This is a genomic window from Aquimarina aggregata (assembly GCF_001632745.1).
GTDB lineage: Bacteria > Bacteroidota > Bacteroidia > Flavobacteriales > Flavobacteriaceae > Aquimarina > Aquimarina aggregata.
This window is the reverse complement of the sequence record NZ_LQRT01000001.1, coordinates 179,721-202,865: the sequence shown is the minus strand read 5'-3', so window position 1 is coordinate 202,865 and position 23,145 is coordinate 179,721. Positions and strand designations below refer to the sequence as shown.

General features: G+C 32.0%; 22 protein-coding genes. 14 read left to right on the top strand and 8 right to left on the bottom strand.

The window, feature by feature from the left end; all coding sequences use genetic code 11:
* Positions 1-33 precede the first annotated feature (33 nt).
* The 11 genes from AWE51_RS00825 to AWE51_RS00775 all read left to right on the top strand — a co-directional run bounded on the left by AWE51_RS00825 (position 34) and on the right by AWE51_RS00775 (position 10,093).
* On the top strand, positions 34-2,361 hold the full coding sequence (locus AWE51_RS00825) for a TonB-dependent receptor (RefSeq protein ID WP_066308143.1): 2,328 nt from the start codon (positions 34-36) through the stop codon (positions 2,359-2,361).
* 34 nt (positions 2,362-2,395) lie between these two features.
* Positions 2,396-3,685 carry a DUF4374 domain-containing protein gene (locus AWE51_RS00820; protein ID WP_066308141.1) on the top strand — a complete coding sequence of 430 codons (1,290 nt, stop codon included), beginning with the start codon at positions 2,396-2,398 and terminating at the stop codon, positions 3,683-3,685.
* A gap of 94 nt (positions 3,686-3,779) precedes the next feature.
* A complete protein-coding gene (locus AWE51_RS00815) occupies positions 3,780-4,958 on the top strand; it encodes a PepSY-associated TM helix domain-containing protein (protein WP_066308138.1) in 1,179 nt (392 codons plus the stop codon).
* A 107-nt stretch (positions 4,959-5,065) separates the two neighbouring features.
* Positions 5,066-5,497, top strand: a complete 432-nt coding sequence (locus tag AWE51_RS00810; RefSeq protein ID WP_066308135.1) for an RrF2 family transcriptional regulator — start codon at positions 5,066-5,068, stop codon at positions 5,495-5,497.
* A 45-nt stretch (positions 5,498-5,542) separates the two neighbouring features.
* A complete protein-coding gene (locus AWE51_RS00805; RefSeq protein ID WP_066308133.1) occupies positions 5,543-6,016 on the top strand; it encodes a hypothetical protein in 474 nt (157 codons plus the stop codon).
* Between the two features lie 3 nt (positions 6,017-6,019).
* Entirely contained in the window at positions 6,020-6,346 is a 327-nt protein-coding gene (locus tag AWE51_RS00800; protein ID WP_066308131.1) for a 2Fe-2S iron-sulfur cluster-binding protein, read from the top strand.
* A gap of 7 nt (positions 6,347-6,353) precedes the next feature.
* On the top strand, positions 6,354-6,689 hold the full coding sequence (locus tag AWE51_RS00795) for a cupin domain-containing protein (protein ID WP_066308527.1): 336 nt from the start codon (positions 6,354-6,356) through the stop codon (positions 6,687-6,689).
* 28 nt (positions 6,690-6,717) lie between these two features.
* Positions 6,718-8,937 carry a nitric-oxide reductase large subunit gene (locus AWE51_RS00790; protein WP_082832259.1) on the top strand — a complete coding sequence of 740 codons (2,220 nt, stop codon included), beginning with the start codon at positions 6,718-6,720 and terminating at the stop codon, positions 8,935-8,937.
* A gap of 58 nt (positions 8,938-8,995) precedes the next feature.
* Positions 8,996-9,382: a group III truncated hemoglobin gene (locus AWE51_RS00785; RefSeq protein ID WP_066308127.1), complete on the top strand. Its 387-nt coding sequence runs from the start codon at positions 8,996-8,998 to the stop codon at positions 9,380-9,382.
* 65 nt (positions 9,383-9,447) lie between these two features.
* A complete protein-coding gene (locus AWE51_RS00780) occupies positions 9,448-9,729 on the top strand; it encodes a hypothetical protein (RefSeq protein WP_066308125.1) in 282 nt (93 codons plus the stop codon).
* A gap of 130 nt (positions 9,730-9,859) precedes the next feature.
* A complete protein-coding gene (locus tag AWE51_RS00775) occupies positions 9,860-10,093 on the top strand; it encodes a hexameric tyrosine-coordinated heme protein (RefSeq protein ID WP_066308123.1) in 234 nt (77 codons plus the stop codon).
* 100 nt (positions 10,094-10,193) lie between these two features.
* On the opposite strand, the gene AWE51_RS00770 is transcribed toward AWE51_RS00775, so the two are convergent.
* From AWE51_RS00770 to AWE51_RS00755, 4 genes are all read right to left on the bottom strand, one after another.
* The gene (locus AWE51_RS00770; RefSeq protein ID WP_066308120.1) at positions 10,194-11,057 is read right to left on the bottom strand and encodes an SDR family oxidoreductase; all 864 of its coding nucleotides are present in this window, start codon (positions 11,055-11,057) and stop codon (positions 10,194-10,196) included.
* Positions 11,058-11,085: 28 nt separating this feature from the next.
* The gene (locus AWE51_RS00765; RefSeq protein WP_066308117.1) at positions 11,086-11,442 is read right to left on the bottom strand and encodes a DoxX family protein; all 357 of its coding nucleotides are present in this window, start codon (positions 11,440-11,442) and stop codon (positions 11,086-11,088) included.
* 48 nt (positions 11,443-11,490) lie between these two features.
* On the bottom strand, positions 11,491-12,042 hold the full coding sequence (locus tag AWE51_RS00760; RefSeq protein WP_066308115.1) for a TetR/AcrR family transcriptional regulator: 552 nt from the start codon (positions 12,040-12,042) through the stop codon (positions 11,491-11,493).
* A gap of 206 nt (positions 12,043-12,248) precedes the next feature.
* Positions 12,249-13,070: a dolichyl-phosphate beta-glucosyltransferase gene (locus AWE51_RS00755; protein ID WP_066308112.1), complete on the bottom strand. Its 822-nt coding sequence runs from the start codon at positions 13,068-13,070 to the stop codon at positions 12,249-12,251.
* Positions 13,071-13,242: 172 nt separating this feature from the next.
* On the opposite strand from AWE51_RS00755, the gene AWE51_RS00750 reads away from it, so the two are divergent.
* The 3 genes from AWE51_RS00750 to AWE51_RS00740 are packed head-to-tail and all read left to right on the top strand — an operon-like array spanning position 13,243 to position 19,114.
* Entirely contained in the window at positions 13,243-16,332 is a 3,090-nt protein-coding gene (locus AWE51_RS00750; protein WP_066308109.1) for a hypothetical protein, read from the top strand.
* Complete coding sequence (locus AWE51_RS00745) at positions 16,332-17,570, top strand: hypothetical protein (protein ID WP_232517316.1); 1,239 nt, start codon at positions 16,332-16,334, stop codon at positions 17,568-17,570. The genes AWE51_RS00750 and AWE51_RS00745 overlap by 1 nt, the downstream gene beginning before the upstream one ends.
* A complete protein-coding gene (locus AWE51_RS00740; protein ID WP_066308106.1) occupies positions 17,567-19,114 on the top strand; it encodes a glycoside hydrolase family 2 TIM barrel-domain containing protein in 1,548 nt (515 codons plus the stop codon). The genes AWE51_RS00745 and AWE51_RS00740 overlap by 4 nt, the downstream gene beginning before the upstream one ends.
* Before the next feature lie 615 nt (positions 19,115-19,729).
* Here AWE51_RS00740 and AWE51_RS00735 read toward each other — a convergent pair.
* The 4 genes from AWE51_RS00735 to AWE51_RS00720 all read right to left on the bottom strand — a co-directional run bounded on the left by AWE51_RS00735 (position 19,730) and on the right by AWE51_RS00720 (position 23,095).
* On the bottom strand, positions 19,730-20,911 hold the full coding sequence (locus AWE51_RS00735; protein WP_066308100.1) for a glycosyltransferase: 1,182 nt from the start codon (positions 20,909-20,911) through the stop codon (positions 19,730-19,732).
* 199 nt (positions 20,912-21,110) lie between these two features.
* Positions 21,111-21,410 (bottom strand): hypothetical protein, encoded by a 300-nt coding sequence (locus AWE51_RS00730; protein WP_066308097.1) that lies wholly within the window; start codon positions 21,408-21,410, stop codon positions 21,111-21,113.
* Positions 21,411-21,436: 26 nt separating this feature from the next.
* Positions 21,437-21,733: an STAS domain-containing protein gene (locus tag AWE51_RS00725; protein ID WP_066308092.1), complete on the bottom strand. Its 297-nt coding sequence runs from the start codon at positions 21,731-21,733 to the stop codon at positions 21,437-21,439.
* 114 nt (positions 21,734-21,847) lie between these two features.
* A complete protein-coding gene (locus tag AWE51_RS00720) occupies positions 21,848-23,095 on the bottom strand; it encodes an oligosaccharide flippase family protein (protein ID WP_066308089.1) in 1,248 nt (415 codons plus the stop codon).
* Between the last annotated feature and the right edge of the window lie 50 nt (positions 23,096-23,145).

The following is a 23,145-nucleotide window of genomic DNA, read 5'->3' as shown; positions in this document are numbered from 1 at the left end:
AACTAAATAGTTTAAAAAAAATTGTAATCGTCAGTGAATATTTTAGAAAAAAAATGGAGTGTCTTTTTTCTGTTTTTTGTAGCAATATCATGTGTTGCTCAGAGCAGCATTAAAGGAAAAATTGTAGACCATAATTCTGATCCAATAGTGGGAGCTTCAATTCAAATACTTGAATTAAAAGGAGTAGGAGCAATTAGTGATTTTGAAGGAAAATTTACTATTCCCATTACGCAAGGTACCTATGTTTTAGAGACCAGTTATATAGGGTTTAAAAAGAATACACAAAAAGTTGTAATAACTTCTGAAACGGTATCCCTAACCATCATTTTACAGGAAGATATAGAGCAATTAAACGATGTTGTAATAAAAAGTAAAACAGAAAATGAAAAAAAACGGAGTAAGGGCTATAATCTCAATATTGTAGAGGCAAAAAACCTTAAAAATTCAAGTACCGATATTAACCAAGTGATCAAAAGCATACCAGGAGTTAATATAAGAGAGGTAGGAGGGTTAGGTTCTAATTTTAAATTAGCACTAAATGGACTTACAGGAAATCAAATCAGATACTTTATTGATGGTGTTCCTATGGAAAATTTTGGTTCTACATTAACCCTCAATAATTTCCCTATTAACCTCGTGGAATCTATAGAAGTTTATAAGGGAGTGGTTCCTATTTCTTTAGGGTCCGATGCACTTGGAGGGGCTATTAATATTAACACAGGATATAAAAATAAAAACTATTTAGACGCAAGCTACAGTGTAGGGTCATTTAATACGCATAGAGTAGCACTAAATACTCAATTAATAGGTAAAAGGAATTACTATTTCAGGTTTACGTCTTTTTTTAATTATTCAGACAATGATTACATAATGAAAGATGTCCCTGTTTTTGATTTAGAATTGGGTAATTTTTTAGGCAATATTGATGCTAAGAGATTTAATGACGAATATACTTCAGCAATGTTGTCTGCAGAATTTGGAGTTTTTGATAAGGCGTATGCAGATAAATGGTATTTCCGATTGCTCAATACTTTCAATAAAAATAATTACCAGCATCCTGATAATAATATTTTTAGAGCTTTAGGTGATTTTAATACAGAAGGAAAAACGTATTTATTATCAACTGTTTACCAAAAAACGATTAGTAATTTAGAACTTCGCGCATCTGGTCTAGTAGGTAACGTCAAAGAAACTTATGATGATACCAGCACTCGAAAGTATAATTGGACAGGTAATTTTATCGAAAGAGATGAATCTGATCAATTAGGAGAATTAGGGGTAGCCAGATCATTATTTCGTCTTACTGATCTGGTAGCAAATAGTCAATTTAATATAAAGTACTCTTTAAATGATAACCATACTATAGAGGGTAATCATGCTTTTAATTTTTTAAAACGAAAAGGTAAAGACGATGTAAACCTTAACAATACTTCTTTTAGAGCTCCAAGTTCACTAAAAAAGAATGTATTTGGACTTTCATACACGCTAAAAAATTCTCAAAATATTTATGATGTTACTTTCTTCGGTAAGCATTATTTATTTTCGGCCGACCAAGAAAACAGCAATGGAGCTATAGCCCAAACTATTGATTTTTCTACTACAGGGTACGGTCTCTCTTTGGCAATAAGGCCGATAAGAGATTTAACACTAAAAGCATCATATGAAAAAGCCTATAGAATTCCTGAAAGTTATGAGTTACTCGGAAACGGATTGTTTATAACCCCCAACTTTGATTTACAACCTGAAGAAAGCGATAATATTAATTTGGGAGGGCGCTTAAATACTACTTTTTCTACTTTTAAAATAGCATATGATATTAATCTGTTTTACCGACAATCAAATAATTTTATCCGTTTAAAAAGACCTGAAGGGATTTTTAGCGAGTTTGATAATCTTACTGATGTTACTACAAAAGGTATAGAATCTGGAATCAAAGCATTGTTCATAAATCGATTTGAAGCACAGTTTAATTTTACATATCAAGATATCATTGATAAAGACAGGTTTGATGAAGGCTTTGAGAATGCTGCTTTTAATAGTAGAGTGCCTAATATCCCTTATTTTTTCTGGAATACCAGACTTGGAGCTAAGTTTTTAAAGGATAAACTAGCAATATATTGGAATTATTCGTTCACAGAATCTTTTTTCCTGAAAACAGAAAATAACGGTAACCCTTTAGATAAGAATGATATACCTGCACAAAATATACATGGATTAGATATAGATTATAGTTGGAAAGAGGGTAGATATAACCTTTCTGCTTCAGTGACTAATTTAATGGATGACTTGGTCTTTGATAACTTCAGAATTCAAAAACCAGGAAGAGCAATTTATCTGAAATTCAGATATTTTTTACAATAAATAGTAAGTATTCACAATTAAAATTAAGTATAAAATGAAACAATTAAAAATAACTACTTTATCAATAGCTATTCTGGGCTTGCTTGGTTTAACAGCCTGTAGTAGTGATGATGATGTTCCTACTGGAGGAGGCGTAACAGAGCCAGCAGTAACTGGTCAATCTTCTAAAGGTTTTGTTATGGCGTTACGAACAACCGGTGATAATGAAACCGACTATATAGTAAGTAAAGAAGATATCATGTCTGGAGAAATTTCAGCAGTAGGAACAGGTATCGAACTTACAAGCTGGAGATTTTTCTATCCAGTAGGTAAAACGCTTTTTTCTACGGGATATAGTGAAGATAATCAAGGTACTGCCTATGCCGATAATGGAGAAGGATTCATAGAAAAAAGAGGAGGTTTTATTTTTGAAAACGCCTTAGAGATGTTTGGAGCTAGTGATGATGGCAATACACTTTTAGCTATGGAAATAGCGAGAGATTTACCAACTAGAAGATTACATGTTATCGATGCACAGACTGGCTTAGTAAAACAAATTTCTAACATTCAAATTTTTGTAGAACCTAATGCTGATCCTCGAAATACTAAAATTTCATGGCCTACTGCATTGCAGATAAGAGGAGATAAACTATTTATTCCGTTTCAAAAAATAAAAAATGAATTTAATGATGAAGGAGCGGCTGTTGATCTTGGTACAACTGACCCTGATGAAGCTTTTGTAGCTGTGTATTCATACCCCAATATAGGAACGACTCCAGAAAAAATTATTACAGATAGTAGGACTAGTAATATTGGAGTTAATGGTACGACTACAGGTTTGATAGAGGCAGATAACGGAGATTTATATTCTTTTTCTTGTGGTGCTGTTATGGCTGGTTTCTCTGAAGCATCAACAAAACCATCAGGGATTTTAAGAATCAAAAATAATGAAACAGAGTTTGATACTGATTACTTCTTTAATGTAGAAGAAGTAACAAGTGGTGGTAAGTTATTTTCGTTAGATTATGCAGGTGGTAATAAAGCGATTGCTCGTATACTAACCAATGATACAGGTAATAAATGGGAGGCTTTTGGAAGAACTGTATTTAATCAAAAATTAGTGATCATCGATTTGGTTGAAAAAACTGTTACCGATGTTGCTAATATACCACTGCATGCAAAACGATATTCGTCACCAATTTTAGTTGAAAATGGTAAAGCGTATGTAAGTATTGAAACTGCAACAGATGCGTATGTATATCAAGTTGATATAGCAAGTGCTACTGGAACTAAAGGAGCAAAAATTATTGGTAAAACAATAAAGGGGTTCTTTAGGCTACAATAGAGTCTACAAGATTAATAAATAACAATTTTTTCGGATAGATATTTGCGTTCAGCAAGACTTTTCTGGGCGCAAATACTTTTATACCAATAGATAAATGAAAACTATAAAAAAGAATAAAAAAGCAAACAGACGTAAAACAATTTTACAACTTCATAAAATATTAGGGTTGATTACGGGAGTTGTACTTTTTATAGTTTCAATAACAGGATGTTTGTGGGTTTTTAAAGACGAAATAGAAAGTTTTTATGATGACTATAAATATGTAACGCCTAGACATGAAGATTTTATTACAGCTTCTAACATAAAAAAAATCGCAGAAGAAATTATCCCAAATAAAACCATTCATGGCGTGATTTACGGTCAATCCAATGAAGCCATAGAAGTTGTATTTTATGAAGCAGAACCTGAGATTTTTTATCACAGTGTTTTTTTAGACCCTTATTCTGGGGATTTTATAAAAAGAGTAAATAACAATTCTGGTTTTTTTGGTTTTATATTAAAAGGACACCTTCGTTTGTGGTTGCCTGATGCAATAGGATCAAGAGTAGTATCATACTCGGTTTTAATGTTTTTAATCATAATGATTAGCGGATTATTTTTGTGGTGGCCCAGAAATAAAAAGAATTGGCGGCAGCGTTTAAAATTTGATTGGAACTCTAAAACACGTTGGAAACGAAAAAACTTTGACCTTCATACAGTAACTGGTTTCTATGTCTCTTCATTAGGATTGTTACTAGCTTTTACAGGATGTGTAATGGCGTTTAATTGGTTTTATTTTATAGCGTATAAAGTATCTGGAGGTGATAAAGCTCCTCAATTTATTATACCTAACAGTACGCAATCTTATGTTATCGAATCAGAAGATGAACCAGCTTACAATAAACTTGTGCCTCTTTTACAACAAAAATATACAAATGCTGTTAGTTACGAATTGCATTATCCCGAAAATGATACGACCTCTATTTTAGTCGAAGTAAGCAATTCTAAGGGATTATATTATAATATGGATTACCTCTTCTTTGATCAAAACACATTACAAGAACTAGAAACAACTAGTATTTACGGCAAGTATAAAGACGCTAAATTTGCAGATAAAGTGATCCGGATGAATTATGATATCCATATTGGTGCTATTGGCGGGATAATCGGTAAAATAATTGCTTTTTTAGTAAGCTTATTATGCGCATCATTGCCTGTAAGTGGTGTTTTACTTTGGTATGGACGTACATATAAAAAGCCTAAAAAAACTTCTCAACAAGGTGTTTTGGTTTAGAAAAATCTTTGGTAAATTTTAAGAATATGAATTTTAGTAAGTTTTATAAAGGATATTTTTGTCCGTTATAAAATAATTAGTTAGTTTTGTGCTCTAATATTTTATATATGTTTTCAAAGTCTTGTGAATATGGTCTTAGAGCAGTAATTTTTATTGCACAACAAACCACTAAAAATAATATGGTTAGTCTAAGTACTATTTCAGAAGAAATAAACTCGCCACAAGCATTTACGGCTAAAGTTTTACAACAACTTACTCGCAGTAATATCGTAAAATCAGTAAAAGGTCCTTATGGTGGTTTTACAATAGAAGACAATAAAATGAACACAAAACTTAGTGAGGTCGTGAGTGTTTTAGATGGGGATGCTATTTATACAGGATGTGGTTTAGGATTAAAACAATGTGATGCTAACTCTCCTTGCCCACTTCATTTTAAGTTTGTAGAGATAAGAGATGGCTTAAGAAATATGTTAGAAAATACATCCTTACTATCCATTGCAGAAGATATGAATACAGATTTTACCATTTTAAAGAGATAAAAAAAATTTAAATATAAAAAGGATAAAAAGGTCTTTTAATCTTTTATGAAAATAGAATATCAATATATCAAATACGTCATAGCAATCAATTTTATCTGGTTGGGATTTGTAGGCGCCATTAGCTTTATGGAAGCTTGGTTGAAGTTTCAAGCTCCTGGTATTACTACCGAGATAGGTTTAGGAATTGGACAATTAGTTTTTAATGCCCTAAACAAAGTTGAGATTACTTGTGCATTAGCAATACTTGTAGTTATGATCTATTCAAAACCAATGTATAAGCAGATAAAAAGAAAATACTTTTTAGGCATCTCATTACTAATCTTAGGCTTACAAACTATTTGGTTATTACCAGCATTAGATCATCGTGCAGATTTGATTATTCAAGGAGTAGATGTTCCCAAAAGCAGATTGCATTTATGGTATGTATTGTTCGAAATACTAAAAGTAATAAGTCTTTTCGCCTACGGAATGATGCTTTTTAAAATATATCTGGAAAAGAGTAGCACTAAAAAGATATGACTTATGAAAACAATGACAAGGTTGAGCGTAACCATTATTGATGCTTTTAATGAGATTCATAAAATTGATTTTAAACGATACGAATATCCCAATTTGATGGAATTGATTATTGATAATTATTATGAAGAGATAGGGGATTGCGGTGGTAAAGGATTATGCGGAACATGCCATATTAAACCTCTTTCGATCTTAATTGATGATAAAGATATTACAGAAATACAAACCCTAAATAAATTACAAAATAGCACAAAGATGAGTCGTTTGTCTTGCCAAATACTAGTAAACGAAAAGATTAACGGAATGTCTTTTAAACTGATAAATGAAAATTAAGAAAATTATGAAAACAGGATCTTTAACAGAAAACCTAGTATACAAAAAGGACAAACCGGCGATTACAGTTTTACTAAAAACAGAAACTTCTAAAGAGATTAGGATTGTTATGAAAAGTAAGCAAGTAATGAAAGAGCATAAAGCTCCTTTTCCTATAGTCATTGAAATATTCGAAGGAGCAATTGATTTTGGAGTTAATGGCAATAAACAATTCCTTAAAAAGGGGGATATAATAGCGTTAGATGCTAATGTACCACATGATCTAAAATGTATAGATGATGCTATTGTGCGATTATCAATTTCAAGTTTGGATACAACAGGCAGAGTTAAAAATATAATCTAAAACAACCCTATAAATTAAAAATATAGAAATGAGAAAAATTTGGATTGGATTTTCGAGTGTAGTTATACTGTCATTCATTGCTTTAATATGGGTTGGAACAGAAATTTATCAAACACAACCCCCAATACCGGATTTGGTAATTGTATCAGAAACCGGAGCAGTCGTATTTACAAAAAATGATATTCAAACAGGACAAAACGTTTGGGAATCAATAGGAGGGATGGAGGTTGGTTCTATCTGGGGACACGGTAGCTATGTAGCTCCGGATTGGACTGCAGATTGGATACATAAAGAAGCTGTGTTTATGTTAGATGCATGGGCTCGTAAAGATTACAATGACAATTACGATAATCTGGGTGTAGAAGAAAAAGCCGCATTAAAGGCACGTTTGATTAAAAATGTTAAAACAAACACATATAACCATACTACTAAAAGTATTACAATATCTAAAGCTAGATATGATGCGATCAAACAAAACTCAAGCTATTATGCGACTATATTCTCTGAAGGACATGAGCAATATGCTATTCAAAAAGGAGCATTAGTAGATACCGAGAAATTAGCGCAGTTAAATGCATTCTTGTTTTGGACTTCTTGGGCGGCAAGTACCAATAGACCTAATGAAACCTATACATATACTTCGAACTGGCCGCATGAACCATTAATAGATAATACAATTACACCAGATTCTCAGATTTGGTCTGGGTTTTCGGTAGTCTTACTACTATTGTTTATTGGGGTACTTACCTATTATTATATCAGAAATCATGAGAAAGGAGAGGCGGTTGTTCAACCAAATGAAGATCCTCTTACGGATATACTACTTACAAGATCCCAAAAATCGGTATTAAAATATTTTATAGTAATTTCTTTATTAATAGGATTACAGATTATTCTTGGAATTTTAACGGTGCATTATACTGTAGAGGGGCAAGCATTTTTTGGCTTCGATTTAGCCAGTATCTTGCCATATGCTATTACTCGAACATGGCATACACAATTAGCCGTGTTTTGGATTGCTGCCACTTGGTTAGCTACAGGCTTATTTTTAGCCCCGATGATTAGTGGCAAAGAAATGAAGTATCAGGTTTTCGGGATTAATTTTCTCTTTTCGGCCTTACTAGTTATCGTATTAGGGTCGTTGCTTGGTGAATGGTTGGGAGTACATCAATTTTTGGACTTAACAACAAACTTTTTCTTTGGACATCAAGGGTATGAGTATATGGATTTGGGGCGTTTTTGGCAGATTTTTCTTGCAGTTGGTTTAGTGTTATGGGTGATCATGGTAGGAAGACATGTACTCTATGGTATTAGAAAAAATGACGATACCAAACACTTATTGATTATACTTTTAATATCAGTAATAGCCATAGGAATGTTCTTTTTCTCTGGATTGATGTATGGTGAAAATAGTAGTTTGCCTGTGATAAACTATTGGAGGTGGTGGTTGGTGCATTTATGGGTTGAAGGTTTCTTTGAAGTTTTTGCAACAGTAGTCATTGCTTTTATATTCTTAAGAATGAAGATTTTATCAGCAAAAACAGCAGGTAAAGCATCTATAGCTTCGGCTACAATCTTTTTAGCAGGAGGAATTATAGGTACATTACACCATTTATACTATTCAGGTACTCCCGTACAAGCAATAGCGCTTGGAGCAACATTTAGTGCTTTAGAAGTAGTACCTCTTACTTTAATGGGGTTTGAAATAAGAGAAAACTGGAACCTCTTAAAGTCAAATCAATGGATACAAAATTATAAATGGCCAATATTTTTCTTTATAGCGGTTGCGTTTTGGAATATGGTAGGAGCAGGTGTATTTGGTTTCCTAATTAATCCACCAATTGCTTTATACTATATACAAGGATTAAATACGACTGCTGTGCATGCTCATACAGCGCTATTTGGAGTATATGGTATGCTCGGTATGGGATTTATTATTATATGTCTTCGATTTTATTCAGATAGAAAATGGAATAATCAAAAATTAAAAAGAGCATTTTGGTTCTTAAATATTGGGTTAAGTGCCATGGTGATTCTAAGCCTCCTTCCTGTTGGTATTATCCAGGCGTATACCTCGATAACAAAGGGATATTCTTTTGCGAGAGATGCAGAATTACTGTACTCACCAGTCGTGCAAACTTTAAAATGGTTGCGTATGATAGGTGATATTATATTCTCGGTAGGAATATTCTATTTCTGTTGGTTCGCTATTCAAGAAACGATCTATTGTCTAAAAAAAAGAAACTAAACTAATACGCCAGTACATATCAATATTTGCTTGATGCGTACTGGTATAAAATAAAAAGATGGAAGAAATACGTAATCGAGATGATGTTTTTGTTCTGGTATCAACTTTTTATAGAACCATTCAAAAAGATGAATTACTGGGACCAATATTTAATAGCCATATTCCCGAAAATAACTGGCCAATGCATTTAGAAAAACTCACAGATTTTTGGGTCACGGCATTATTTGGACAAGCTTGTTTTAAAGGAAACCCAGGGCAGGTACATAAAAATGTGGATAAAAATTTAAACCACAGTATTACTCAAGTTCATTTTGGGAAATGGTTAGAGTTATGGTTTACTACAATAGATGCATTGTATGAAGGCGAATTGGCGCAAAGAGCAAAAGATGCAGCAAGAAAAATGGCAACAAGCCAATATTTAACGATTTGGAAAAGCAGACCCTAATGATAAAGTGACTCAATGTTTAATCGAAACCAGTATTGTATTCTTGGTTTCATAAAAAAAGAAAAATGAAAATTTATCATAGTTATTTAAAAGAGTATTCAAAAGGAATAATAGGATATTCTCCTATTGCAATTATAGGACAAAGTTGTTTAGGATCAGTAGCCGCTATGTTTATATTAATGAACGGGAACTCTGCAATACAAATGATTCAATTATTTATAATAACCATCATGTGTATGTTTTATAATGCGGCTATTTTATCTCAGCAAAAACCCAAAATAAGTTTTAATTTACTTGTTATGAGTGTAGCATTCAGTATTTCCTTTACGATTATTAATTTGATTTAAATCATTTTTATAGATGATCCTATTTTAAAATTCAGATCTTCTTCATATGCCGTAGCATTTGTAGGTAGACTCCAAGAAAATAAGCAAAGTAACAAGTACTCAGAATAAACTTAATTAAGATTATTATAATATGGAAAAAAAAGAAATATGGTTAGAAAGCCTAATTACCAAGAACCCACAAGAAGGATATGAATTAGCGATAAAACTATCAAGAATGGGAGTGAAGTCTACACAACCAGATATAGAAGTTTTAAAAAAATTGAGGAAGGAGTATGCAAATAGCGCTTCTGGTCTTACTGCAGCATCGCATGTGATTGCTGTGAATTTTCAAACAATTTCTGCAGCGAATAAGTATTGGAAATAGCGGTAAGATAAAATTAAATGTTCGTTTTAATAAGAATATAAGTTTATAAAAAAAGGTACTTTGTTTTAAAGTACCTTTTTTTATAATTTTTTTGAAGATTTTACTTCAAAAACCGCTCTTTTATATCTTGAATGAGTTTGGTGCCATCTGGATCTGCCTGCGTTTTAAGCAATGTGAAATCTTCGGCCCATTGCGAAGTTCGTATTCGTAAAGGAGGGTTTTTAGATCGAGTTACTTTTAAAATAACATGAGCAACTTCTTCAGGAGTTTGATATACTTGATCTGCACTTTCTTGGGCTCTTTTTTGAACCCCACTCATATACTTTTCTAATATGGGCATATAATCGGGATGTGCCATTTGCCCATCTGTAATGGTTTTTTCCATCGCAGATTTCATAAATTCAGAAACAATACCTCCAGGTTCTACTAAAGAAAACTTTATTCCAAATGGATCGGTGATGTATGAGGCCAAAGCTTCTGTAAATCCTTCTACAGCAAACTTAGCACCACAGTAAAGCTCATTAAATGGTTGTCCAACTAAACCGCCAACAGAAGTAATATTTATAATATGACCTTTCATTTTTTCTCGCATACTAGGAAGTACCGCTTTGGTACATCGTACAACTCCGAGGTAGTTGACATCTGTAACCCATTTTAATTCTTCTTCAGTAGTTTGTTCAGTAGTTTTGGCAAAACCAGCCCCTGCATTATTAATCAGTAAATCTATTTGTCCTTCTTTGGCTAATATGAGTTTTATACATGAATCGATAGATTCTTGATCAGTAACATCTAGTTGTAAAACCTCTAGATGTACAGATGCTGTTTTGGCACTTTGCATAAGAGCTTCTTGTTTTTTTAAGTTACGCATAGTAGCATAGACTTTAAAACCGTTTTGCGCGAGTATAATAGATGTTTCGAGACCCAATCCAGATGATGTTCCGGTAACAATGGCTATTTTTTTCATTGATTAATTTTTTAAGGTTTATATAAGATTATAAGATGTTTGATTTATGTAGATATAGGCTTGAAATAAATACTAATGCTATAAACAGTAAGTTAAGTAGTGATATAAAAATAGAATCTTTATGAGCTGTATGTGCTACGATTGATGTTATAAAGAAGAAGGTAACTCCTGCATATGCCCACTCTTTTATCTGTAAAGGAATTTGGGGAACAAGTAAAATAATAACAGCAATAATTTTTAAAACAGCTAGCTGTATCCTAAAATGATCAGGAAACCCTAATGCGCGTATTCCCGTAATAGTTGCTTGACTAAAAATATAGGAGTATGAACTCCATAATAGTAAAATTGATAGTAAACCTGTAGAGGTCCAATAAATAGTTTTCATATGAGTATAGTTTGGAGTGAATGTTCATTCCATTTTTGATTAAAAAAATTATAACTTCAAGGCGTCCCAAACCAATTTTAATTGATTCGAAGTCGATATTGTTTTTAGATTGGTAGTATGAAATAACCATCTTAAATTAGAGAAAATGGCTCCTCCTAAAAATTGTAAAAGTTCCTCTATATCGATATCTTTTATGACACCCTCTTTTTGACCTTTTTTGAGTAAAGTGATTACAGGTTCAATAGCTTTATATCCTTCTCTTTTACTTTCTTCTGAGATAATAGGAGAGCTATTTAGTTGTTCTAAAAACTGAAAATAAACGGGGTTTTTTAAGAAAAAATTAATCACCACAATATAGTAGTGTTCAAATTCTTCTTTAATAGTTTCTTTAGAAATTGGTGATAATAGTAATGCTTTTTCCTTTTGTTTAATATCAATATAAATGGCATTTATTAATATTTCCTTTGTAGGGAAATAATTATAAATAGTACCCATGCCAGTATTTGCTGCTTTTGCTATTGCAGACATAGGAGTAGCATGTATGCCATTTACAACTAATAACTCTAAGGCAGCTTTAAGAATGCTTTCTTTTTTATTCACATAGCAAAACTAGAAAGATGGAATGAATATTCCAAAAATAGAGAAGGTGTTTTTCGTTATAGGTTTTTAATACACTTTAAAAGAATAATGTCAAAGAATCCAAAAAGAAAAACCTGTCTACAAAGAAAAACCTGTCTACTTGTTTTATTACTTATCCAAAATTAAAACAAGTTTGACAGGTTTTCGCCTACAGTCACCTTAAATTATTAAGCTGCTAAAGCTGTATTGGGCATACCGAATATCTCTATACTCGGTTCAATGATTTCTTCAATATTGGTGTAACTTAAATTTTGAAGAATAGTATAATTAAACCAGATGGATAACAATCGATAAGGGATTTCTAGAGAATCTCTTAACCCTAATTTAGAATCCTCCATATGCACCCATCGCTGTAGGGGTTGTTCATAGATTTTACTTAAAATTTTGACTTTTCCAAAGTGTTCCTTCATTCTTAAAAACATCTCCACATCAAATAACCATCTACTAAAGAAATTTTTCTTAAATAATACAGGAACAAGTTTAGTCCTAAAGATTTTTGCACCACATTGTGTATCTTCTATAGGTAATTTCAAAATAAAGTATACAAGGATTTTAATGATTTTTGAAAATAATCCTCTAATTGCGTTTTTTTCGATAGTTGCAGAGGTATCTTTTGCTCTTGAGCCAAATACCATATCTAAGTCATTATTACTTTTTAGCGTATGTAATAGTCCGTTAAAATCGTTAAAATCTGTGGATAGATCGGCATCTATAAAACCTATAAATTCTATATCGCCTCTAGTATATAAATAATTTGCACCTGTTCTTACAGCAGAAGCTTTTCCTGCGTTTTTCTTTATATCAATTACACTAATTCTAAATGGGTTAGATTGTTGTAACTCTTTTAATACATCTATAGTATTATCGTTACTTCCATCGTTTACGAAACATAGGTGGAAATTGTTATTGGTTCGTATACAATTTAAAAATGCAATTGTATTTAATCTTTTTTCTTCGTTATAACAGGGTATAATAATTCCAGTTTTCATAATGTAGCATTAGGGGTTCTTTTTTAAAATTAATTATCATTGATATCGTGATCTGCCACAATTCGGTGAGAAGAGAATTGCTGTAGATGAATGGTTTTTTTCAGAAGGTGTGCTATTCGTCGAAACTGAAACCTTTGTTGTATATTTAAATCATAAACTATGGCGAGTCTATATGGATAAATCCACAAATAAGTATTTAATTAGTGCATTGCTGATAGGTGTCATGTTCCATGGAACAGCAATTTTTTTTACACTAGAGTCTACTTACGATGCATTAATTCATCTTTTTTTTGGGAATCACTATGCCAATAACTGGTTTGACCCTTGGAGTTATAGTTGGTATACCGGTTTTACAGTTATGGGGTATCCACCACTTGTACATCAAAGTATTGGTTTGTTATCATACATCGGTGGAGTAAAATTTGGGCTGTTTACTGTGGCTATTATAGGTATTATTCTTTTTATAACCGGGATATATCGATTTGCATTAGTACTTACCTCGAATAGAAACGTAGCCGGATATACAGCAATATTTGCAGTGTTCTCGTCTACATTTATAGAGACATTACATATTTTTGGACAACTACCTAGTATTGTAGGGCTCTCTATTTTACTTCATGCACTGCCCGAAATCTACCTTTGGATCAAAATAGGAAAATATAAGTATTTGGTAAATGCTTTAAGTCTTCTGGCAGTTACAGTTACCTCACATCATGTAACTCCTATTTTTGGAATGGTCTTTTTTATCTTTCCATTAATTGGTATGATAATTATGGATGCATCGAGAGAAAAAGTAAATAGCTACAAAGAGGTTAGGTTTTTTCTATTTTTCAAAACTTTTTTGTCGCTTTTTAAAAGAATAGTGGTTTTTGGTTTTGGTTCATTATTGCTCATTATATTTTGTATTTTACCTTATTGGGTGAATACCAAAAATAACCCAATTACTCAAGTTCCAATTCCGCATGGTTCTAGAGATAATTTTTTTGAAGTTACTTCTTCTGGTTTGGTGTTCTTTTTGATTCCTTGGGGAATCTTATTGTTTATACTTCCTTATATCTGGTTTCGGTTTTACAGTAAACGATATCTGTTTTTTGGATTATCTTTTACGCTTTTAACAATTTTAGGAACAGGGGGGACTACTCCTATTCCCAGAATGATGCTTGGGGATAATGCATTTAATATTCTTACATTAGATAGATTTACATTATGGGCTTCAATAATGGCATTGCCAATTTTTGGGGAGTTTGGTTACCGTTTTGTTGAAGGTGACTTAAGACAGAAAATTCAAGAAAAATATGGCGGAGTGTATCGAAGAGTTTTAGGAGGCTTGTTTGTATCTACTTTTGTTTTTATAGTATTCTTTACTATGAGTTTAGGGTATTTTAGACCTTTTCAGCCTCAGAAAATAAAAATGCTTCCTATTCTTAATTTTTTACAACAAGATCAACACGATCATTGGCGATTTTTACCACTTGGTTTTGGAGATCAAATGGCTTGGCTTTCTGCGCAGACAAATGCAATGACTGTTGATGGAAATTATCACTCTGCAAGAAGACTACCAGAATTGACGACTAGAGCAGTAGAACGTCTTGAAAATTCAAAATTTAGAGGTGTAGAAGGTATAGGTTCGTTACAACAATTCCTTACCGTTCCCGAAAAATACAATTTAAAATATGTCTTTTCTAATGATAAGTTTTATGACCCTATTTTATATTTCTGTGGTTGGCAAAGATTAAGACAATTAGAAAACGGAATTATGGTTTGGGAGAAACTAAACATTCCCCCGCTATCCAGTATTTTACCAAAAGAAGACGTGCCAACTTTTTTAAAGTTAATGTGGGGTTTGATACCTGTTGGTACTGTTTTATTGGCGTTTATTATTAATATACAATTGATTTGGATCCATGGTTTAAAATCTAAACATAAGAGTTTTCCTGTGTATTTTAAATTTGCAGTAGCCTATGATGGTTTTAAAAGTTCAGTAATTAAAATTAGTCATATATGGGGTGTACTCATGATTATTGTTTTTGGAATTGGTTTTTACTTATTGTATATAAAAAATGCAAAACAAATTAGCCCGATAAATGTAACCGAATCATATTATGACGCCTTGGATTTTAAAGAATTTGAGCGAGCATATTCTTATTTAGATCCAAATAGTACTAAAACCAAGGATCAGTATATGTTAGAGATTGCAGTAACAGATGGGCTTTTAAGTTCTTACGCAAAATTAGATGAGATAAGAGTCGACATAATTGCTCAAACCGATAGTACAGCCAAAGTAAAAGCATTTACAAAATGGGTCACGCCTTTGGAGAAAATTGATAAAACGTTTTTTCATGAATTGATAAAAGAAGATAAGAAATGGTTTGTTAAAACGTCTAGTTATGATCTAGATATTCCACCAGATCAATTGTTTGTAGAAAACACTCCAAATTACTTTAACCACGGAAGACGTAGAATTACTTCAGAACAAACTTATCATGAAGATGTCTTAAAACAACCTGTTTTAGAAGTACTCTCGGCAAAAATTATATCGAATAATGGACAATACGCTATTATTGGTGAAATACAGAATATAGATAATGTTCCTGCAGATGTTGTTATTGCAGGAACATTATATAACGAAGCAAATAAAAAATTGGCGATGTTTAATGTGAAACATCAAATGAAACATAAGTTAATGCCTAAAGAAATAACTAGTTTTCGCGTTAATTTTGAAGGTATTGCTTGGTCCAACCATGAAGAGCGCAAACCAGAAACATTTGATCCTGATCAATTTACTCCGGTTAATTTAGAGGAGCAGCCTACTAATTTTGATTTGCAATGTGCAGGAAACGTCGCCACAGTGGATTTGTATAAAGGAGTAACGATTAATGAACTTTCTATTCAAAAAGATCATATCGAGGGCGTATTGTTTAATTCTGGTCTCCAAGAGGTAACAATACCGTTGTTATTAGTTTCATATTACGATGAGAATAGTGAACTGATATGGGTCGATCATCAATATTTACCAGAAGGTATTAGACCACAACGCAAACAATATTTTGACTACAAGTTATTAGATATTTCGACAGTTAGTAAAGGAGAAAATAACCTGGAAAACGTTTTTATTAATGGTTTGTTGAATAAAGAAATAAGCAATAAAGTTGTACCAGAAAGAAAATATGAACACCAGTTAATTCCTCTAATACCAATAAGTGGAAAAGGCTTTAGTTATGTCAAGTTAGAAGTGAATACCTATATAGGAAACCCGAATTAATGAAATTAAATAAAAGAAAACGATATATCATTTTGTTACTGTTTCCGATAGTAATAGCTATCAGTATTGCCTTTACAAATAGTACAACACAAAAAAGAAATATTACAGCTACTTTGTTAACCAAGTCAACAACTTTTGAAGCAGGGCAAAATATACAACTTGACTTTAAACTTAGTGATTCTGTGGAAACAGAACTTTTTCTGCATTCGTCCTATGGAACAACTGTCATAACACCTAATCTGTCTGATAATACTCAATTTGACATTCCAGATTTTATGGCCAACAAAAAAGGAAGAATAACGTATACATTGGTATATAAATCTAAAGGTATTGCCAGCGGGGAAATAAAGATCATAGCTACCACAGAACAAAAAGTGTTTCTTGAATCTTATATCGGTCCTCCTAGTATTATTGCTGGGGGTAGAGATTATACAATGCAGACAGTTCTTGCCAATGATTCTTATGATAACCCTATTGCCGATAGTACTAAGGTTATAATGAAACATCAGTTTTTGGATAGAATAGAAGAACGAGAATTGTATAGTAAAGATATGATAACATGGACAAATATATTTTCTTATAAACAATCAGGTAGAATGCTATTATTCTCAAAAGTGCATGCTACAGTATCTAAAGAGTTTTCTGTAGAAGTTTACCCTTCGTTACCAGAAAATTTTGAAATTACCAGTAAGCGAGAACATATCTATGCCGACGGTAATCAAATTACAGAGTTTATAACCTCTATAATTAGAGATGAGAATGGTAATATAGTTAGTGATGGTACCATGGTTGATTTTTCAATTAAAGATAAAAGTGGATTATTATTACACACCCAAGGAAAAACTATTGAAGGTAAAGCTGTTGCTAAAATGTTACACCCTAGTCATCATGAAATTTGGCAAATTAAAGGCTATGTACACGGTATGGCAGAAAGTAATACGCTGTTATTAGAATATGAAGCAGTATTAGATGATTTTAATGTTCAGTTTACGAATCATAATAGAGAAATTAAAGTAGGACCTTTAATAAGCTTTATGGAACAATTAATTCCAGATGGTGCTATAGTTAAAATGAATATCATAAAAAATGGAGTAAAAATAGACACTAAGATAGAATCATCAAGCCAGGGTTTGGTACGATTCATTTTGCAAGAAGGTTTTTATGATACTGGTGAGTATACTATTGAAATATCGGCACTGGGAGTAGAAAAAAAATATAACGATATAAGACTAAAATGATAAGCTGGAACAGATACATATACAGAATATTTATTATTATTTCTTTTGTCGGAGTAATAGTATTAGTACTTTTTGGGATTAGCCAAACCTTATCATATCTAAATACCGGAGCCGATAGGAGTTCAATGTTGCATCTAGCATTAAATAAAGAACAAATATACTTGCCTAAAATAGTGTGGAAAGATACCACAAATCCAGGGCGACCTATGGAAAAACAAACGCTTTTTGATATTGAACAAGATTACCTTAATGCCTGGTATATTCGTAATGCTGCATACCAAACTAATAAAAATGAAGGAATAGAAGACTATTATACCAAGAGTGCAAGAAAGAATATTGATAGCACATTGCAATTTAATAAAGAGCAGGGAATCGCTATACATAGCACCACTACAAACCATACCATAGATTTAGATTTTTATAGTGCAGATGGGCAATTAGCCGTGTTAACCGATAGTAATGTAAAAGAATACCAAAGAGTTTATAGAAATGAAACGATGATACTTGAGACCGAAATAAAGTCAGATTATCAAGTACTATTAATGTTAGAAGATGGTTTCTGGCGCGTAAGACATATAGTAAAAGAAGAAAGTAAAAAGCAAGACACCATTATTGAATCTAACGGTTTTGCAAAAACGATAGATGATATAATCTATGTCGAGAATAAAGAATACCAAATTAAAGGCATTAATTATTATCCGCAAAAAACACCATGGGATATGTTTGGAGACAGTTTTGATATCAAAGCAATAAGAAAGGATTTTGATATTTTGCTAGATGGAGGCTTAAATACAATACGGATTTTTGTGCCTTATGAGATGTTTGGAAAGGCAAACGTTGAGGTAGAAAAAATTGAAAAATTAAAACAGGTTCTTGATAATGCAGAAAATAAAGAGCTTATGGTTATTGTAACCTTATTTGATTTTTATGGTGATTATTCTGTATTAGATTGGACCTTAACACACCGCCATGCAGAGCAAATTGTAAGTGCTTTTAAAGAACACAAAGCAATCTTAGCATGGGATATAAAGAATGAACCTAATTTGGATTTTGATACTAGAGGAAAAGAAAATGTATTAGCGTGGTTAAAAGAAATGAAACATCAAATAAAACAATACGATCCAAATCACTTGATTACCATAGGCTGGTCTGATATAGAATCTGCAAGTCTTTTACAAGATGAAATGGATATCATATCTTTTCACTATTATCTTGATCAAAATAGTTTTACAGATTCGTATTCAGAATTAAAAACAAATATTCAAAAACCTCTTGTGTTACAAGAGTTTGGACTATCGTCTAATCGAGGACTTTGGAGTCCTTTTGGAGCTTCACAAAAAAAACAAGCTGATTACCATCAGCAATTTCAGGAAATTATAAAGCAAGAAAATTTGCATTACATGTCTTGGACACTCTATGATTTTGAAGAAGTGCCTAGTGCCGTTGTTGGAAAATTACCTTGGCGTAAACACAAACAAAAGCATTTTGGTTTTATTGATCGTGAAGGAAACAAAAAACCAGCTTTCAAATTTATAGGAAATTAACAACAGGAACTCTTCAAAATAAGAACACCTGCAGTATGGTGCAGGTGTAGCATATTTTTGACGAAAATGTTAAATCGAAGGCTATCAGATTCTATAAACATCTTTTTATTATTAGATGGTCGGTATTGATCTAATTTCCAGATTTAGTATTGTATATATTTTTATTCAAGTAGTAAAGAAGTCGAAACTTTAATTTTATCCTTACTAAATCGAATTTTATATTTTAATTCTGAATTTGTTTTTTTAAGACCGTATCAACATTATTATTCTTTTTTTTAATAATGTTTCTTTGTTACACTACAAATATGGGCCTAATCGATAGCTTTTGAGCCTTATTTTCGATGAGCAGTTGGTATGTGTCGATGATTGTAATATTATTGACTTTTAACGTTTTACAGTAAATGATCAATAGCCTGGTTATCTTTAAAGATTGTTGGAAATGAGGATAAAAAAATAGTAGTACTAATTTAATACTACCCGTTAATGATATAGAAATAGTAAGAAGTGGGAGATAAGGCTGAGTTTATTATGTATTAGAAGTAAGAATTGTACACATAGATAATTGTTAATCTATGAAAGGAGGGGGCTTTTACAGTGTTGTTTTAAGTTTTAAAGCTATTTTTTCTTTGCTTTTATTGCCTTGAACTGCTCTATATACATTGATGTAATTTTACTCATAGGAAACGCTGTAGCTGCCTTGTAATTAGCTTTTTCCAAAGTATTTCGGTATACAGGATCTAATACAATTTTTTCTATAGCATCAGCAAGGCTGTCAATGCTTTCAGGGTCAAAAAATTCACCTTTATACCCTTCATCTTTTACCAACAAGCTTAGGTCTCCTAAATCTGGCATTACAACCGCTTTACCATAGCTTCCGGCTTGATGAAGTACACCAGAACTTCCTGTTGTTGAGGTATACGGAAATACTACCATAGCACTATCTGCAAAGATTCTAGGAACATCTACTTCTTCTACATAACCCGTAAACCTTAGTTGCGGTACATGAGTATATTTTGTCTTCATAGATTCAAGGTATCCAGGAACATTCGGGTTATCGGTTCCTGCTATTACAATCTCTAGATCTGCATCTGTTCTTAAACGCACTTTTTCTACCGCCTCAATCATAATTTCTACTTTTTTATATGTGCCAAATTTTCCAAACGTCATTATTTGCAAAGGCCCTTCGGGTAGTTGGTAATTAGGTTCTACTGGCAATTCAAAAGTGCCATGAGGAATTTGAACTATATCTTCGGTCTTATATTTTGCTTTTAAGATGTGTACGTATTTATCGATAGTAACGGCAACAATATCCGCACCCAAAATAAAGCGTGTTAGCATCGTGCCAATGCCAGTATAAATTTTTTGCAGTAATTTGTTTTTAGTAAACCCAGAGCTTTCTAAATCGACCTGTTCCATAATATTATGTAGCAAAACTATGGTAGGTATATTATTCATAACGCATCGCTTTGGCAATAATAGACCAAGGGCTGCAGCTATCTTTTTATCTCCAAATTTCATGAATTGAAGGTTAAACAATATAGCATCGGGTTTTGTTTGCTTAACTGCTTTCATTACTGAAAAAAGAGTACTATAGCTGTTAAAAGACCAACATTGTCTTACTATAATATTACAACCGTCTTCTTCAAAATTGATATCAGCTTCTTTGTTTGTAACATCTGTTAGTAATATAAGTTCAGAAACTTCTTGATGTTGTCTAAAATATTTTACTAAATGATATGCGTATTCATTTAAAGTTACTTTACTTGGGGGGTACGCAGTTACAATGGCTAATCTCATTTATATTTCTATTTTATTAGGAAAGAGACAGAAACGTATTAAAATCCAAAAGAGGTATTAGGTTTTAAGATTTTAGGACGAGTGGGGTACGTCTTTTTATGTTATACACTAAGTTATAACAACCTTATTTAAAAAACAACTCAAAAAGGATAAGAATCTATAGTATCTTAATGAATTACGTTTTTTAAGTGATAAAGATTTAGTAACTATCTCTAAAAATATAGTTTACTTGGTTTTCTTTGAATGCATTTGAAACTACCTCATTTTCTTTTCCTAGAACAAATAACACTTTACTTCTTTTATTTGCTTTGGCATGGGTTTCTTTAAGTACTGCAATTCCTTTTTCATCTATTTTTTTAACCTTGTTAAGACACATAACGACTTCTTCGTAATGATCTAATAAGTAGTTAAAATGTTCTTTTACGATTACAGTATTATCTAGGGTTAAATTTCCTATAATTTCAAAGGTTCCTGCGGTGTTTATAATTTGTAGTTTCATAATGGTAGTATTTTGGGGTTTGGGGGTTAGACAAAATCACTTCTTAAAATGTAGTTGACATTGCCAAATGCCTGTCGTACGATCTTATTTTCTTTACCGATAATAAAGAAGATTTTATTGTTTTTTACTGCATTTTTAAACAATCGAGTAAGTACATTAACTCCAAAAGCATCTATTTTTTTTACTTTATCGAGACACACTACTACTTTTTCAGAATGAAATAATAACTTCTCAAAATGGTGTTGTACAGAACGGGCATTTTCTGCTACAATGTTTCCTTTAATTTCAAAAACTTCTTGGTTTTTAGTGATTCGTAATGCCATAACTATTTTGTTTTTAAGGGTTATTGTTTTATAAATATGGTACAATTATTGGGCATTTCAACACGAATTATGTTGAGATGCTAATCTCTTTCGACGAATGGGTCTACCGGTACGTTAAGCTTTTTTAGATAGCTTTAGGTAACCGATAAAAAAGAATAACTGAAATGTGAGAAGAATAGCCATTGCTACTATTTGCATAATAACAACTTCTGATAATGTGTTGTGAAAAAAGACGATGAGTGCTACTTGTGATATACCTAATAAGGCTGATAGTACAACTGGTATATATTGATCTAATGACAAAAAATAATAAGCAAAAATATTAGATATAGCAAAAAGAGAGGTAGCAATAGCATATTTCCATAGTAATGGCGCAATGCTGATATATTCTGAACCAAACATCATCTGGATTACTAATTCTGGAAATAAATAACAGCCCAAAACGATGGTTGCCGATAATAGAGTAATGTAGAATACATATTTAAATAAGATAGGCGCATGGGCTTCTCCATCTTTTTGCTTTTCAACAACCTTAGGTAGCAGTAACATCACAAACATCCATGCTACAAAATATACTACTCTGCCAATTAGTGCCAATGATGCATATAAACCCGCTTCATAAGTTTCAAAATAATGTTTAACCATTAAAATGTCACTGTTGTTAATTATAATTTGAGTGAGTTCATAGAATGCTGTTAAAATAAAGAACTTAGTGATATACTTAGACTCTGCTTTAGGGAGACTATGTTTTGTTGTAATTTCTATATCTTTTGTACGAAATGGTATTAGTCCAAAAAAGAAAGAAGCGGCAATACCTATTGCAACTAAAATTGAAGACTGTAGACCAATAGTATATATTAAAACTAGTGTAATAGCTAATCTACTTATCATTTCACTTTGATAAGTAATTGCTAGACTATCAAATTTTTTACTTCCTTGATAAATCCCCCTATTAACACTCATAATAAAATAAATGGGTATACCAATCCCAAATATGACAAACATATATGAAGATTGCGCATTAAAAAGAGATTGCAATGGTTTTGAAAAAACAATCATTAAGATACCTAGAATAACACCCGTTATCGTTGAATATTTATAAGTGATATTGATAAAACTTTTAAATATTTCGTTTTCAAAAATGACAGAAAATTTTGCAGTGGATAACTGAAATGTCATGGCAACAAAAGAGAGTACTAAAAGAAATGTAATCAATAATGCTGCATCTGCAAATTCTTCGGGTCCCAGAATTCTTCCTAAAAGTAAATTGTAAAGATAATTTCCTCCGTTAACTATAATTACGCTGGCCATGAACTTCTGTTCAGCATTTAATTTCTTTAATACAGAAATATGAATGGCCATTATTATATGTTGTTTTGTTTTAAAGTTTTGGTCGTTATATCTCTAAAGAT